At 54.8% G+C, this 15,572-nt stretch carries 10 protein-coding genes; 7 read left to right on the top strand and 3 right to left on the bottom strand.

What is annotated here, in order from left to right; translation table 11 throughout:
• The first annotated feature begins 74 nt into the window (after positions 1-74).
• The 7 genes from dprA to J7I43_RS00390 all read left to right on the top strand — a co-directional run bounded on the left by dprA (position 75) and on the right by J7I43_RS00390 (position 10,949).
• On the top strand, positions 75-1,184 hold the full coding sequence (gene dprA, locus J7I43_RS00420) for a DNA-processing protein DprA (protein ID WP_209142113.1): 1,110 nt from the start codon (positions 75-77) through the stop codon (positions 1,182-1,184).
• A 79-nt stretch (positions 1,185-1,263) separates the two neighbouring features.
• On the top strand, positions 1,264-2,742 hold the full coding sequence (gene guaB / locus J7I43_RS00415; RefSeq protein WP_209142111.1) for an IMP dehydrogenase: 1,479 nt from the start codon (positions 1,264-1,266) through the stop codon (positions 2,740-2,742).
• A 235-nt stretch (positions 2,743-2,977) separates the two neighbouring features.
• Entirely contained in the window at positions 2,978-4,597 is a 1,620-nt protein-coding gene (gene lnt, locus J7I43_RS00410; protein WP_209142109.1) for an apolipoprotein N-acyltransferase, read from the top strand.
• Positions 4,581-5,384 carry an alpha/beta fold hydrolase gene (locus tag J7I43_RS00405; protein ID WP_209142107.1) on the top strand — a complete coding sequence of 268 codons (804 nt, stop codon included), beginning with the start codon at positions 4,581-4,583 and terminating at the stop codon, positions 5,382-5,384. The genes lnt and J7I43_RS00405 overlap by 17 nt, the downstream gene beginning before the upstream one ends.
• 54 nt (positions 5,385-5,438) lie before the next feature.
• Positions 5,439-8,012, top strand: coding sequence for a PKD domain-containing protein (locus J7I43_RS00400; RefSeq protein WP_209142105.1), 2,574 nt, complete (start codon positions 5,439-5,441; stop codon positions 8,010-8,012).
• Positions 8,013-8,252: 240 nt separating this feature from the next.
• Positions 8,253-10,178 (top strand): PKD domain-containing protein, encoded by a 1,926-nt coding sequence (locus J7I43_RS00395; protein WP_209142103.1) that lies wholly within the window; start codon positions 8,253-8,255, stop codon positions 10,176-10,178.
• Positions 10,179-10,187: 9 nt separating this feature from the next.
• The gene (locus J7I43_RS00390) at positions 10,188-10,949 is read left to right on the top strand and encodes an SDR family NAD(P)-dependent oxidoreductase (protein WP_209142101.1); all 762 of its coding nucleotides are present in this window, start codon (positions 10,188-10,190) and stop codon (positions 10,947-10,949) included.
• 456 nt (positions 10,950-11,405) lie between these two features.
• Here the strand turns inward: J7I43_RS00390 and J7I43_RS00385 are convergent, their stop codons facing one another.
• The 3 genes from J7I43_RS00385 to J7I43_RS00375 form a co-directional block, all read right to left on the bottom strand.
• Positions 11,406-12,605, bottom strand: coding sequence for a sialidase family protein (locus J7I43_RS00385; RefSeq protein WP_209142099.1), 1,200 nt, complete (start codon positions 12,603-12,605; stop codon positions 11,406-11,408).
• On the bottom strand, positions 12,605-14,893 hold the full coding sequence (locus J7I43_RS24830; RefSeq protein WP_209142097.1) for a TonB-dependent receptor: 2,289 nt from the start codon (positions 14,891-14,893) through the stop codon (positions 12,605-12,607). The genes J7I43_RS00385 and J7I43_RS24830 overlap by 1 nt, the downstream gene beginning before the upstream one ends.
• Before the next feature lie 211 nt (positions 14,894-15,104).
• Positions 15,105-15,467, bottom strand: a complete 363-nt coding sequence (locus tag J7I43_RS00375; RefSeq protein WP_209142095.1) for a hypothetical protein — start codon at positions 15,465-15,467, stop codon at positions 15,105-15,107.
• Positions 15,468-15,572: the final 105 nt, after the last annotated feature.

Here is a 15,572-nt window from a genome sequence, read left to right as displayed (position 1 = left end):
GATGTGGAAAAAAGCGGGTTTAAAAATTTGAAGAACCGGGAAATTTTGGTGAAATTAGATAAAATTGTTAACCCATGCGCGAAGAGCTTCACTACCGTATCGCCCTTACGTTCCTGCCGCTGGTGGGCGATGTGGCGGCCAAAAGCCTGATAGAAACATTTGGTTCCGCATCCGCTGTTTTTCATGCCCGCAGGCGCGAGCTGGAATGTATTCCCGGCATCGGGAAAGTAAAAGCCGCGGCGATCAAACAGTTCCGTGATTTTTACCGCGTGGAGGCGGAAGCGCGTTTTCTTCAGCGGCATGGCATCAGGCCCGTGTTTTTTACGGATGAAGATTACCCGAAACGTTTGCAGCATTGTTACGACAGCCCGGTGCTTTTATATTACAAAGGCAAAGGCGGCCTGCAGCCCGAAAAAATGCTTGGCATCGTAGGCACGCGCAGGCCGACGGATTACGGCGCCGGCATCTGCCGCGATTTTGTGAAAGCGTTCGCGCCGCATGGCATTACCATCGTGAGCGGCATGGCGTACGGCATCGATATAACGGCGCATGAGGCCGCGCTGGACAATGGCTTGCCCACCATCGGCGTGCTGGCGCACGGGCTGAACCGTTTGTACCCCGCCGCGCATGCGCGAACGGCCGCGCGGATGCTGGAGCAGGGCGGTTTATTGTCCGACTTCAGCAGCGGCGCCGAACTGAACCGGCAGAATTTCCCGAGGCGGAACCGTATTGTGGCGGGGCTTTGCGATGCGGTGCTGGTGGTGGAAAGCGGGCGCACGGGCGGCTCGCTGATCACGGCAGACATTGCCTGCGGCTACAACCGAGATGTGCTGGCCATTCCGGGCCGTGTGAACGATCTTTCTTCCGCCGGCTGCCTCGATCTTATCAAACAAAACAAAGCGGCGCTGGTAAGCGAACCGGAAGACGTGCTGCGGATGCTGGACTGGCGGCCCGCCGCACCGGTGGCCCGGCCCGCGGCGCAAAGCAGCCTGTTCCATTCCCTGGAGCCCGCCCAGCAGGATATTTTGCAGATATTGTCCAGCCACGGCCAGCTGGACATCGACGAATTGCAATACCACAGCGGCATTCCCCGCAGCACCATGGCGGCGGAACTGATGCAGCTGGAAATGCTGGGGCTGGTGCGCGCCATGCCGGGGCATACATATCAATTAATCAGCACATGAATTTGGGCTGATTGGAATACGGGGAAAAGTCGTACATTTGCGTGCAATTATTTAAGAAACTTATCAAAATAATTGCAATATGCCTGCGGGAAAATCTAAACAGAAATTTGTAGCTGACGGTCTCACCTTCGACGATGTTTTACTTGTGCCAGCTTATTCAGAAGTACTGCCAAGAGAAGTGAACATCTCCTCACAACTTACCAAAAACATACGCATCAACATTCCCATGGTATCTGCCGCCATGGATACCGTAACCGAAGCCACGCTGGCCATTGCGCTTGCACGTGAAGGCGGTGTCGGCATCCTGCACAAGAACATGAGCGTGGAAAAACAGGCTGAACTGGTAAGGAAAGTGAAACGCAGCGAAAGCGGCATGATCCTCGACCCGCTTACCCTCAGCGCAGATTCCACCGTAGGCCAGGCCCTCCGCATGATGAGAGAAAACGGCATCGGCGGCATTCCCATCGTAGACGGCGACAAAAAACTCATCGGCATCCTCACCAACCGCGACCTCCGCTTCGAAAAAACCAATACCAAAAGGCTGATCAGCGAAGTAATGACCAAAGACAACCTGATCACCGCGCCCGAAGGCACCGATCTGAAAAAAGCCGAAAAGATCCTGCAGCAGCACCGCATCGAGAAACTGCCGGTGGTGAACAAACAGGGCAAACTGGTAGGCCTTATCACTTACCGCGACATCATCCAGCTCACCAGCTTCCCCAACGCCGCCAAAGACAACTACGGCAGGCTGCTGGTAGGCGCCGCGCTGGGCATCACGCACGACCTGCAGGATCGCGCATCCGCGCTGCTGCACGTTGGCGTAGACGTGGTAACCCTAGACAGTGCGCATGGCCACTCCATATATGTGCTCGAAGCGCTCAAAAAACTCAAAAAATCATTCCCGAAACTGCAGGTGATCGGCGGTAACGTGGCTACGGCCGAAGGCGCGCTGGCACTCGCTGCCGCAGGCGCAGACGCGGTGAAGGTAGGCGTTGGCCCCGGTTCCATCTGCACCACCCGCGTAGTGACCGGCGCTGGTTTCCCGCAGCTGTCCGCCATCCTCAATGCGGCGCAGGCCCTGAAAAAATCAGGCATCCCCGTGATCGCAGACGGCGGCATCCGCTACACCGGCGATATGGTGAAAGCACTGGCGGCAGGCGCATCCACCATCATGGCCGGTTCCATTTTCGCCGGCGTGGAAGAAAGCCCCGGAGAAACCATCATTTACGAAGGCCGTAAATTCAAATCCTACCGCGGCATGGGCTCCATCGAAGCGATGGCCGAAGGCAGCAAAGACCGTTATTTCCAGGATGTGGAAGCAGACATCAAAAAACTGGTTCCGGAAGGCATTGTGGGCCGCGTGCCTTACAAAGGCCAGCTGAACGAAGTGGTGCAGCAATTTGTGGGCGGTCTTCGCGCAGGTATGGGCTACGTTGGCGCAAAAGACATCAAAGCCCTTCAGGACGCGCAGTTCGTAAAGATCACTTCCGCAACCGTGAAGGAAAACCACCCGCACGACGTGGTGATCACCAAAGAAGCACCGAACTACAGCAGGTAATTTACATAAACATAATCCGCAGATACAGGGGCGCGCCAGCACGGCGCGCCCTTTTTCATGCAAACGGCTATACGATTTTATATCGCCCTTCTGCGCTCCCCACGGGCATTTTGCGCGGGAAAGCCTCTTTTTACGGCTTCGGCGCCGGTTAAAAGCGGTTTATTCATCTCCTCACATACGCTGCAGGCGGAAATCCCGTTTTATTGTTTACATTTTTCCTTTATACATTTGAAAGATGAATGCATTCCTGCGAAAACGTTTCCCCCTGTTGCTCAGTATTTTATCAGGGTTACTCATGTGGGCCGGATGGCCTACCTCTCCCCTGACCTTTCTCGTTTTTATCGGGCTGGTACCGCTGCTGGCCGTTACCGACCGGGTGAAGGACGGGCGCACGTATTTCGGGCTGGTCTTCCTCGCCTTCTGGATCTGGAATACCGGTACCACATGGTGGGTAGGCAATACCACCGTTCCCGCCAGCGGCATTTTTGCGAATGCATTCAACGCGCTGCTGATGACCATCCCATGGTGGGGCTACAAACGCGCCATCGCCCGGGCGGGCCGTCTTACCGGTTATTTCGCCCTGGTGGTTTACTGGCTGACCTTTGAATATATCCACCAGCAATGGGAACTGAGCTGGCCCTGGCTTACGCTGGGCAATGCTTTCGCCATGCGCCCGGGATGGGTGCAATGGTATGAATATACCGGCACAATGGGGGGCAGTCTTTGGGTGTTGCTTATGAACATCCTTGTTTACCAGGCCTGGCGCCGCGGGCAGCACGAGCCGGGCTGGTTCTTTCTCTGGAAGGAAGGCTGGAAGCCCTTGCTGCTGCTGATCCTCCCGCTGGCCGCGTCCTTTTTTGTTATCACGGGCGAATCGGAGACCTCCGAGCCTTCGAAAAAAGTAGTGATCGTGCAGCCCAACATCGACCCGTACGACGAAAAATTCTCCGATGGCGCGGCCATGGACCAGCTGCATAAATTCCTGGCGCTGACGCAGGCAAAGATCGACACCGGCACCCGTTTCGTGATATGGCCTGAAACCGCGCTTTTCCCGCAGGGTGCGTGGGAGCACCTGCTGAACGACCAGCCCGAGATCATGGCGGTCCGCGCTTTCCTCGCCCGTTACCCGAAGGTGAAGATCGTGACAGGGGCCTCTACTTTCAGGCGTTACCTGCCGTCGGACGAAGTGCCGTCTACCGCGCGGGTATTGAACGGGGAAATTTATTACGACGCATTTAATTCATCCATACAGATCGACACATCACTGAACATACAGGTGTACCATAAAGCGAAGCTGGTACCGGGCGTGGAATTGACGCCTTACATGCGTTACCTCCCGTTCATGAAAAAACTCGCGCTGGATATGGGCGGCATTTCCGGCAGCTACGGCCTTACGCCGGGCGTGCCGATCTTTTTTAACCCGGACGAACAATGCAACATTTTCACGGCGATCTGTTACGAATCCGTTTACGGCGATTTTGTGGCGGAGAAAGTGCGGCAGGGCGCCAACCTGCTGGTAGTGTGCACAAACGACGGCTGGTGGGGCGATACGGAAGGCCATCGACAGCATTTGCAGTACGCGCGCCTGCGGGCCATCGAAACGCGCCGCTGGGTTGCGCGCAGCGCCAATACCGGCATATCCGCCTTCATCTCGCCGCGTGGCGAAGTGATAGATGCCCAATCATATTGGCAGCCCGCCGTTATCGAACATGCTGTAACACCTTATTATCATCAAACGTTCTACGTAAAATATGGCAGCCTCGCGGCCAAAGCTCCCCTGATCTTTTGTATATTGCTGGTGGCATACACCATTGTATTACGGGTAATTCGCAAGCAATATGTGGAAAACATTTAACAACGGAGGCCAAAACGGCGCTTATTGGGCAGAAGGAGAAGGCAAAGCCGTGATCCTGATCCATGGTTACGGGGAAGATCAATCAGTTTGGGAACATCAGACCGCTTTTCTCCGCGTTCATTACCGCGTGCTGGTGCCGGACCTTCCCGGAACAGGGCAGTCCGCCATCACCCATCCCCTTTCCATGGAAAGCATGGGAGAATTTATCTACGGCATGATGACCGCCGAAGGCATCAGCCAGGCGACGGTGATCGGGCATAGCATGGGCGGATACGTGGCGCTGGCCTTCGCGGAAAAATACCCGCACCTGCTGGAAGGGCTGGGACTGTTCAGCTCCACCGCAAAGCCGGACACCGAAGAGAAAAAAGAAGGCCGCCGGAAATCGATCCGCATGCTGAAACAGTACGGGGTGGAACAATTCCTCCGGCAGCTGCTCCCGAATATGTTCGCCCCTACGTTCAGGATCAACCAGGGCGCACGGGTAGACAATTTCATCCAGCAGGCCATTAAAATACCGCAGGAAACCCTGATCGCCTATTACGAAGCGATGATGGAGCGGCCCGACCGCACGGCAGTGCTGAAAGAGATCAAAGTGCCGGTTTTGTTTTTTATCGGGAAAGAAGACCAGGCCGTGCCGCTGGACAACATTTTATCACAGGTAACCATGCCGGCCGTCGCCAGCATTCACATTATAGACCAGGTAGGCCATACCGGCCATCTTGAAGTATACGAGGAATCTAACCTGATACTTTACCAGTTTGTCGAATTTTGCCAGCGGGCTGTTTAGAAAACACTTAGATTACTGCCCCACAGCAGTTCAAGCACATTGCGGATCGTCTTTTTGATAACCATCCTGGGCCTGGTATCTCTGGCTTCGAGGGCCGACCATATCATCGGCGGAGAGATGTATTACACCTGGCTGAACGCTACCGGCACCGGTAATAATTACCAGGTGACGCTCAAACTTTTCGTGCGTTGCGACGCTGCTATCGGGCAGATAGACCCCGACGTGAACATCGCCATTTACGATGGCGCGGGAAATTATTACACCACGCTCCGTGAGATCACCCGCAACAACCTGGAACAATATACCGCTACAGACATCGATCCCTGCATCGTGAACCCGCCCTACGTCTGCTACCAGATCGCGTATTACACCACACAGGTAACGCTGCCCTTTAACCCGAGAGGTTATTACGCCACCTTTCAGCGGTGTTGCCGCCGCACGAGGCTTACCAATATCTTTTCGGACGACAACAACGTGGGCGGCAGTTATTTCACCAAAATACCCGGCACGGCCAACGGCTTCGACCGCAACAGCGGTCCGCGTTTCAGCGCGGAGAAAGGCACCATCGTGTGCGCCAACAACAAATTCAGGTACGATTACGCGGCAACGGACCCGGAAGGGGATTCGCTCGTGTATTCCTTTTCCACCGCGTATACCGGCGGGGACCGCGACAATCCCAAACCCAACGTTTCCGCCGCGCCGCCTTACACACCGGTAAGTTATAACGCCCCGTTTTCCGCCTCGCAGCCGTTGGGAGACAAAGCTACCATCGACCCGAAGACCGGCGTTATTTCCGGCATTGCGCCGCGCGCGGGATTGTATATCGTGACCGTTTCGGTGAACGAATACAGGAACGGCGTTTTTATCGGGGAACATAAAAAAGAATTCCAGTTTACCGTGGAAAACTGCGTGCGGCAGGTTGTAGCGGCTTTACCGGATAAATTCGCGGACTGCGATGGCTTCGTGATCAACTTCATCAACAACAGCACGCCCAACAAAGAATATGTTTGGGACTTCGGGGACGGCAATACCTTCACCACCAACAACCTCGCTAGCTTCCCGCACCGCTATGCGGACACGGGCACCTACCGCGTGAAACTTACCGTAGACCCGTCCAGCAGTTGCGGGGACAGCGCGTTCTCCACCGTCAGGGTATACCCGCAATTACTGCCGTCTTTCGACTTCAACGGTCTTTGCACTACCAAGCCTACGCAATTCCTCAATACTTCCACCAACGACGTGGGCACGTTCGATTATTTCAAATGGGATTTCGGCGTAACCGCCGTCACCAGCGATACTTCCAACAACCAGTCGCCCACCTGGCAATACACCACGCCGGGCAGCTACACGGTCAAATTCTTCATGAGCACCACCAAAGGCTGCGAAAAAGAGATCACCAAAACGATCGAGATATACGACAAGCCGCCGTTCACCGCCACGGGAGATACGCTGCAATGCATCAAAGACGAATTGCAGCTTCACGCGGAAAGCACAATGGCAGGGAGCTTCAGCTGGGCGCCTTTGTACAATATCCGCAACGAGAACACGGCCGATCCTTTCGTTTCACCTAAAAAAGATACCGCGTACAACGTTACTTTCACCGACCTCACCGGCTGCGTGAACACCAAACGCGTACGCATCGACGTGCGCGATACGGTACTTGTAAAAACCTCGGCAGACAGCCTGATCTGCACCGGCGACCCGGTAGACCTCGCCGCGGAGGCCGACGGCAATTACGCGTTCACCTGGGTGAACCTGGACACAAGGCAGATCATCAGCCGCGCGAACACCGTGACCGTAACGCCCGTGGGCACCGGGGCGTATTATGTGCAGGTCGATCTCGGCAGCTGCAATTCCCGCGATTCCATTTTTTTCAGAACGGTAGACCCGCCCAAGGCATTCGCCGGGCTCGACACCACGATCTGCTTCGGCGAAAAAGTATTACTGCAAGCCAGCGGTGGCGCGTATTACAGCTGGTCGCCGACGGAAACGCTCACCAGTCCGCGTAAAGCTACCACCACTGCCTGGCCCAAAGACACCACCACTTACATGGTAACGGTAACGGATACACTGGGTTGCCCAAAACCTGTTACCGCCCAAAGAACGATCGCCGTGGTGCCGCCTGTGCCTGCGTTTGCGGGCAACGACACCATCATCATCAAAGGCCAGCCTTTCCAGCTGCACGCCAGCGGCGGCGTGCAATACCGCTGGTCTCCTGCAGACGGCCTCAGCAGCACCACCATTCCCGATCCCGTTACCGGTTACAACCGCGACATCACCTATCGCGTGAAAGTATATACACGAGAGGGTTGTATGGGTGAAGACGATATCCATGTCCGTTTTATGACCGGCCCGGAGATCTATATCCCGAACGCTTTCACGCCGAACGGCGACGGGGTGAACGACGTGTTCCGCCCGATGCCGGTGGGTTTCACCAGGATGGAATATTTCAGGATCTACAACCGCTGGGGCGAAGAGATCTACAGCTCCGTGGAATACCTGAAAGGTTGGGACGGTAAAAAGAAAGGCAGTCCCGCCGCGGCGGACACCTACGTTTGGATCGTCGGCGGCACGAACGTCGCGGGGCAGATGGTGGAGAAGCGCGGAACAGTAACGCTCATCCGCTAAAACCGCCGCGATATGCACGGAAAAGCCTGTACGAAATCTTCGTTTTCCCGCTTCCGGAGGGTATAAACGGCCTAAAGGACGTACCGGTAAGACAAAAGTTTGGAGGCCTGAAAAACGATAATTCTAACTACTAAAGCATTACACTTTATTATCTTTTTCATATTCATTCGCGGCCCTTTTATATTTCAGCAAGCCCTTTATTTTCCGTAAATTCAGAGTAACAAGAAAAGCCTCTACCCCATGGGCAAATCTGTTATCCTGCTTCTATTTCTGGCCTGCTCGCTCTACGGGACAGTGAACGCATACCACATTATCGGAGGGGAACTCTATTACCGTACCATCAGCTTTAACCAGGCAACCGGCAATTACCGTTACGTGTTTATTCTGAAGTTGTACCGCGACGGCGATTTTGTGTGCGGAAGCCGGCAGGGTTGTTTGGATTACTTCGAAAATCCCGTGCCCATCAACATATTCAACGCAGCCGGCAATCGCGTGGGGCCTTCACGGCTGATGGAGATCAAAAACACGATGCCGATCCGCGATACGTTAAAGAATCCCTGTCTTGCCCCGCAAACCATTTATCTTGAAGTGGCATTTTATGAAAGTGACACCGTTGAACTGCCGCCCATGGCCGGCGGGTATTATATTTCCTACCAACGCTGCTGCCGCGGCGAAGCGCTCAGCAACATTTACAATTCCGAAAGGGAAGGCTCTACTTTTTACACCTGGATACCCGGTTCCGAAAGCCGCCCTGGCAACAACAGTGCGTATTTCGGGATAGACGAAGCGCCCGTGATCTGCTCCGGCCTCCCTTTGCGTTATAATTACCGCGCCACCGATCCTGACGGCGATAGTTTAACGTATTCGCTTTGCAGCGCGCTGGCAGGCGGCAACAGCCGCTCGAACGAAGCCGTGAGCCCGCCGCCGTACACCACCACCGTGAGTTACATTCCGCCTTATCACGGCGGTTCGCCGATGGGCGGGTCTATCGCCATAGACAACACAGGACTTATTACCGGCACGCCGGACCGGTCCGGGAAATTCGTGGTATCGGTGTGCGTGTCTGAATACGACCGGCACACCGGGCGGTTGCTGGGCGTGCATCATAAAGACATTCTCATTACCGTGTATAATTGCGAGACGCGCATCACCGCGTCTACCCCTGCCCTGCTGAACCATTGCAACGATTCGCTCGGCCTTAACGTGCCCATTACGAACAACAGCGTGGCGGGTTTCACGTCTGCCTACCAATGGAGCTTCAGCGACGGCACAGACACCGTTACCACTACCCGCGACGTTTTTTTCCACCAATTCCCCGACACCGGCGTATACACCGTAAAACTCGTGGTGAACCCGGGATTGCCTTGTACGGACAGCATGACGGGCCGCATCAACAACTACCCCGGCCTGCGGTCGGGATTTACGCTGAGCGGCCTTTGCAGGGAAAACCCGGTTCTCTTCACCGACACTTCCTCGTACCGGTATGGCAACATTGTATACCGGCGATGGGACTTTGGCGTGCCCGATATTTCGTCGGACACAAGTAACGCGGTAAGCGCCGATTACCGCTTCCCGACGGGCGGCGTATACACCGTGAACCTCACGCTCCGAACGAACCGCGGCTGCGAAGCCACGATTACACAGAACATGCGCCTGTATGAAGTGAACCCCTTCGCGGGGAACGACACGATATTGGCGCGCGGCCAAACCCTTCGGCTGCAGGGCGCAGGCGGGGAAACCTATGCCTGGAGCCCGGGCACAGGGCTGAACGATCCCAATATCAGGGACCCGTTGCTTACCTGGAACGACGAGATCACGTTCACCCTGCGCGTCAGCAACCAGCAGGGCTGCTTCGGCTTCGATTCCATTAACGTGAAATATTACACCGGCCCGGAATTTTACATTCCAAACGCATTCACCCCGAACGGCGACGGCACGAACGACTTTTTCCGGTTCATACCCGTGGGCATCAAAGAATATCACTACTTCAGGATATTCAACCGCTGGGGCGAAGTGGTATACAACTCGCTCGATTTCCGCCACGGATGGGACGGTACGGTGAGAGGCCACCCCGCCGCCATTGACACCTACCTTTGGATACTCGAGGGAACCGACCTTAACGGGCAGCGGATTTCCAAAAAAGGAACGGTAACTTTACTGCGATAAACAGCAAACATGAAGACTGGAAAAACAGCCCTTATTACCGGCGCTACCGCCGGTTTCGGAGAAGCCTGCGCAACGCGGTTCGCAAAAGAAGGATACCGTCTCATTATTACCGGCCGCAGGGCGGAAAGACTGGAAACGCTGAAAGCGGCGCTGGAAAAGGAATACGGCGTAGAGGTGAAGACCCTGGCGTTTGACGTGCGGAACAACGAAGCCGTGCAAACCGCGCTCAACTCACTGGAAGATAACTGGAAATCGATCGACGTGCTGGTGAACAACGCCGGTCTCGCGCTGGACCTTTCCACCATCGACGAAGGAAATACGGAGGATTGGGACACGATGATCGATACCAACGTAAAAGGCCTGCTGTATGTGTCCCGCGTGATAATACCCTGGATGAAGGAAAGAAAACAGGGGCAGATCGTGAATATCGGTTCCACCGCGGCCAAAACCGTGTATGCCAAAGGCAATGTGTACTGTGCCAGCAAAGCGGCGGTAGACGCGCTTTCCCAGGGCATGCGCATCGACCTGCTGCCTTATGGCATCAAAGTCACCGCGGTACATCCCGGCGCGGCGGAAACGGAATTTTCACTGGTGCGGTTCAAAGGGGATGAAAGCCGGGCGAAAGACGTGTATAAGGGATTTACCCCGCTGAGCGCGGCAGACGTGGCGGAAGTGGTCTATTATTGCTGCTCCCTGCCCCCGCATGTATGTATCAACGACCTGGTGCTCACGCCAACGGCACAGGCGAACGCATATTACATCCAGCGGTAAAAATTACACATACGTGTTATCAAATTAGATATATTAATTATCTATATTTGAAATCCCGGCCAATTTAAGTGAGAATCGATCTCTTGTAGCGGCGCCGGATGCCTTATAAATACCACCCGAAGCAGATTGTGATAAGAAATTCCTTACGCCAAAAGGGCGTAAGTCAACGACGACCTTATTTTGGAATCCTATAATCCTATAACCATATCCCTATGCTAACATTTGTTACTATGTACATGCTCCGGCTGTACTATCCTAGAATCAAAGAATTTCTGAGCTTCTACTTCGACAGCTCACGCAGAAACAACTATGGCCGCTGGGCCATGCGTCAAACCTGGAAGGGTAAAGAACAATACTCTTTCGGTTATAACTGAAAAAACCAGGTTTTTTCATAAAAAAGGCCTTCGGAATCCGAAGGCCTTTTTTATTTACATGGTTTCCGTTTGGTGTCTGCCATTATAATCTGAGGCTTTTTACATACACTCCTTCTTTCCCGTTCCTTCTTTTTTTGTAAGCCACCAGCACGCCTTCCGCGGTTTGTTCCAGCACGGGGAAACCGGCAAATTCCGTTTCCGCGGTCAGGAAGTCGCGGTTGAGCGTTTTCCCGTCCGCCGATTTATGCAGAATGCCGATGCGGTTGCCGCTGGTATCGGCCGCTTCGTCCCACACCAGGGCCAGGTCTCCTTTTCCGAGCACGGCAAGTTGCGGGTGTTTGGCGGTAGGCAGCGCGCTGATATTTTCTTTGCGGGTATAAGTGATGCCATTGTCCGGGCTTTGGCAGTAAAACACACCTTCGCCGCCGCCCATGGTGAACCAGGCAAAATGAAGGCCATTGGCGTTACGTACCATGGCGGGCCCCGTGTGAGGGCAGCCGTTGATGGCCCAGTTGTCTGCACTGATGCGCACCGGCTGCGTGAAGGTTTCCCCGCCGTCTTTCGAAAAAATATGCACCATATCGCGGATGGTATCCTGGATGATGTCGCGGAAAGCGGCGTGAAGGCCGCCCTGCGCGTCTACGTACAAAGCGGTGCGGCAGCACTGGCAAACCGTTTGCACGATGGGCCGTTCCCGGTGGAAGCCGGGCGTGCCGCCGGTGGTGGCGATGTACAGCGTAGAGCCCTCCTTTTGAACAAGTTTCCGGTTATCCAGCCAGATGACCGCCGCTTCGCCGGAGGGCAGTACGACCATGTCGAAATAACGCTGGTCGTAGCCCGCGGGATCCGTCACCAATGGAACGGAAGGCTGCCAGGTGGCGCCGCCGTCCGGGGAGATGGTGTAGAATACTTTGCCGGCGTATTTATTGCGCGGGTCGTTGCTTTGCGCGCCGTACATGGCGATCACTTCCCCGTTTGGCCGGAAGATCATCTTAGGCATATTTTCGCCGTGGGGAAGAATGCCCTGCGCCGTCGGCACCAGTTTGCCCGCCGGGAAAGTTTTGCCTTCGTCCGGGGAAACGGCGTAGAAGAGCGTGCCCGTTTCTTCCCCCACCTGCTGCTCTACCCAGCTCAACACTACTTTGCCGGAAGCGTCGCGGGTAAGATAGGTGCACGATGCGATGCGCGTGGTGTCTGACACGGCCGTTTCCACCCCGCCCGAAAACTGCGGGCCATGGCAGGCGGCCAGGAACAAGACTAATATCGTAACGAGTTGTTTCATCAATTTTTACTTTGCTTGCAGGTGAAGGTATAAGCCAGTCCCACGTTGAACGTACGGATGGGGCCGGGCCGGTAACTTTTGCCGAAGGCGGTTTTTTCCGCGGTGGTAGCGTACATCACGTTGCCCACATTGCGACAGTTCACCCAGCATTCAAACCCGCCGAAAGCATAACCCGCACGCGCGTTGAACAGTTCGTAACCGCCATACTCTTCAGTGTTGGCAGGGTCCATAAAATATTTACCGATGTGCTGCCATTCCACGCCCAGGCGCAGGCCTTTAAGATACGCGGGTTTGTAGGTCAGTTCCGTATTGGTAATGAGATTGGGCGCGCCGTTCATCCGGTTGCCGCCGTACTGTTTGCCTTTGTCTTCATATTCAATAAACTCATGCCTTGCCACGGTGCCGCCTATACGAAATAAAAGGCTTTTCACCGGCGCATACCGGAGGTTCCCTTCCACGCCGCTGTGGCGGGTTTTGCCGGCGTTCCTGTTTTCGGATGAATTGTCCGCCAGCCGCACGCTTACAATTTCGTTGACGCCGTCCATGCGGTAAACGCTTACGTCTACGTATCCTTTATTGCCCGCAAAGGCAAACCAGCCGCCGGCTTCGTAGTTGTTGTAAGTGGCGGGTTTGAGCACGGGCACTTTCACGCCGCGGTACAGCTCCGAAATATTCGGCGGCGCGAAACCTACGCTATAATTGGCATACAGCCCGCGGTCGCGGCCGAAATCGTACGTAACGCCTGCTTTAGGGCTCCATGCCTTGAAGTGATTGCGCTCGTCCGGCGAACCGGTGAATGCGGAGGGCAGCAGGTGATTGTCGAAATTGTAATCCATGCGGTCGTAACGCAAAGCGGCCACGAGTTTCAGCCGATCGACAGGGCTCATTTCCGCCTGTACATAGGCGGCGGTGTTCAGCAATCCCGCGCGGTAATCGGTCAATACGGAATCGGTGGGCGTGAAACCTGTGAAATAACCTTCCGCATTGCGGTCTACGCCGATGTACTGCGCGAAATAATCAGCAGGGCTGTAATCCATGCTTAGCCCCGCGATCAGCGAAGTTTTCTTCCAGCCGAACTCTTTTTTATGCTGCACCAGCAGTCCGTAGCTGTTGAACTGGTCGCTATTGATCTCACCTCTCGCTTTCAGCGGGTCGCTGGTGGTTTTAATGGCGTAAAAAGGGTTCTGGCCTATTTCGTTGTTGCGGTAAAAAGCGGTGAAACTCGTGTGGTTGCTGCCGTTCCAGCGATGGCCGAACGTGCTGCGCACGCGGAACGCTTTTACCAGCCGGTACGAAAACGTGTGAAAACTTTTGTAGTTGCGGGAATAAAAATTCGCGCTGTCCACGCCGCCCGTCTGGTCTGTTTTGTAATCCACATACGATACGGTGTTCGTCCAGGTGCTGCGGTCGCTGATGTTGTACTGCGCTTTTGCGGTGAGCGCCAGCTTGCGGAAATCGCTGTGATCGATATAACCATTGCGCTGGTCCGCATAATAACCGCCCAGGAGCAAACCGAGCTTCCCGGTAGTAGTAGACAAGGTGAAGTCCGTTCTTTTATATCCCTGGTCGCTCATTTCCGCCTGTATTTTACCCGTGGGCAGCAAGGTGGGCGATGCGGTGATAAAATTAACGGCGCCGCCAACGGCTTCGCTGCCGTACAACGAAGACGCCGGGCCGCGTATCACTTCTATCGTTTTCAGCGCCGCCATATTTATTTCTATGAGCGCGTTGTGATTGAAGTCGCCGGTGGTGCGGATGGGAATGCCGTCTTCGAGATACAGGAAAAGACTGCGGTACCCGATAGGCTGGCGGATGGCCATGGTATGCTGTTCGTTGCCGAGGTCTACCATATACACGCCGCTCACTTTGTTGAGCAGCTGGTCCAGCGAAGTGGCTTTCGTTTCGCGCAGCATTTGCGTCGAAATGGTGCTGATGGCCACGGGCGCGCCGGTTCGGTATTGTTTGTCGCGCCCGGCGGAAACGATCACTTCGTTGAGCCGCGTGGGCAGCGGTTCCAGGTAAATGGTCATGTTCTTTTCGCCGTTCACGGCCATTTGCAGCGGCGCATAACCAATGATGGAAATACGGATGGAATCGCTGGTGTTAACTGCCTCCAGGGAAAATTTCCCCTGGCGGTCAGACAGGCAGCCGCCGCCGGCCGACCGGATGCTTACGCCGGGAAGCGCTTCGCGGGTTTGGGCATCGATCACCCTTCCCTGCAAAGCCTCCTGCGCAAATGTCGAAAAGCTGCAAAGCGTCAGGCATATAAAGAAGGATATGCGATGCATGGGTTTGCTTTAAACGTTTACGTATTGGGGCACAGTTCCGTTGCCGGTTCATGCACCGCATAAGCGGAACGATAGCGGATAACCGGCCCGGTTAAAGGGCATTCGGCCGCTCATTCCACATCGTACGGGAACACAATTTCCGTGCAACGTTGTGCAAAGTTGCGCTTTACCCTTCAGGCGGGTAAGCATGTCTTGTATGAATTGAAGAGAATCAGGCCCGGGGTGGGTGAAATACCGCATAAAGCGGGCGGGCGGGAATGTAGCCGGTACCGGCTGAATAAAGTTTCACTGCTGTAACGGCGGGCGTGAAATTAAAGCTGGCGGCGGTTTCGGAGAAAATAACCTCGTATTTGTCCTTCACCGCGTTACCGCTCTGTTCCTTTTTGGTTTCCTGCTCCATCTTTTTCATGAGCTGGCATTGACCGTTACACGCGAGTTTTGGTTTGGCCTTGTTGATACAAAGCACTCTTGCAATGTAGTCCTGGTTCAGCATAAATTCAGCCAATACCAGGCCCTTGCCGAATGTTTGCAACATCAGCCCTGCAAGAACGGTTATGACGAATAAATACCTCATATGTCGCTCAAAAGTACGGCTTAAGGCGATCCCTTGATATGATTTCAGTCATTCCGCTGAAAAAACAAACGGGAGCCCGTGAACCGGGCCCCCGCTGCTGCATTG

Source organism: Chitinophaga chungangae (assembly GCF_017742215.1).
GTDB lineage: Bacteria > Bacteroidota > Bacteroidia > Chitinophagales > Chitinophagaceae > Chitinophaga > Chitinophaga chungangae.
The sequence above is the reverse complement of the archived record's forward strand: the minus strand, read 5'-3'. Positions and strand labels throughout refer to the sequence as shown.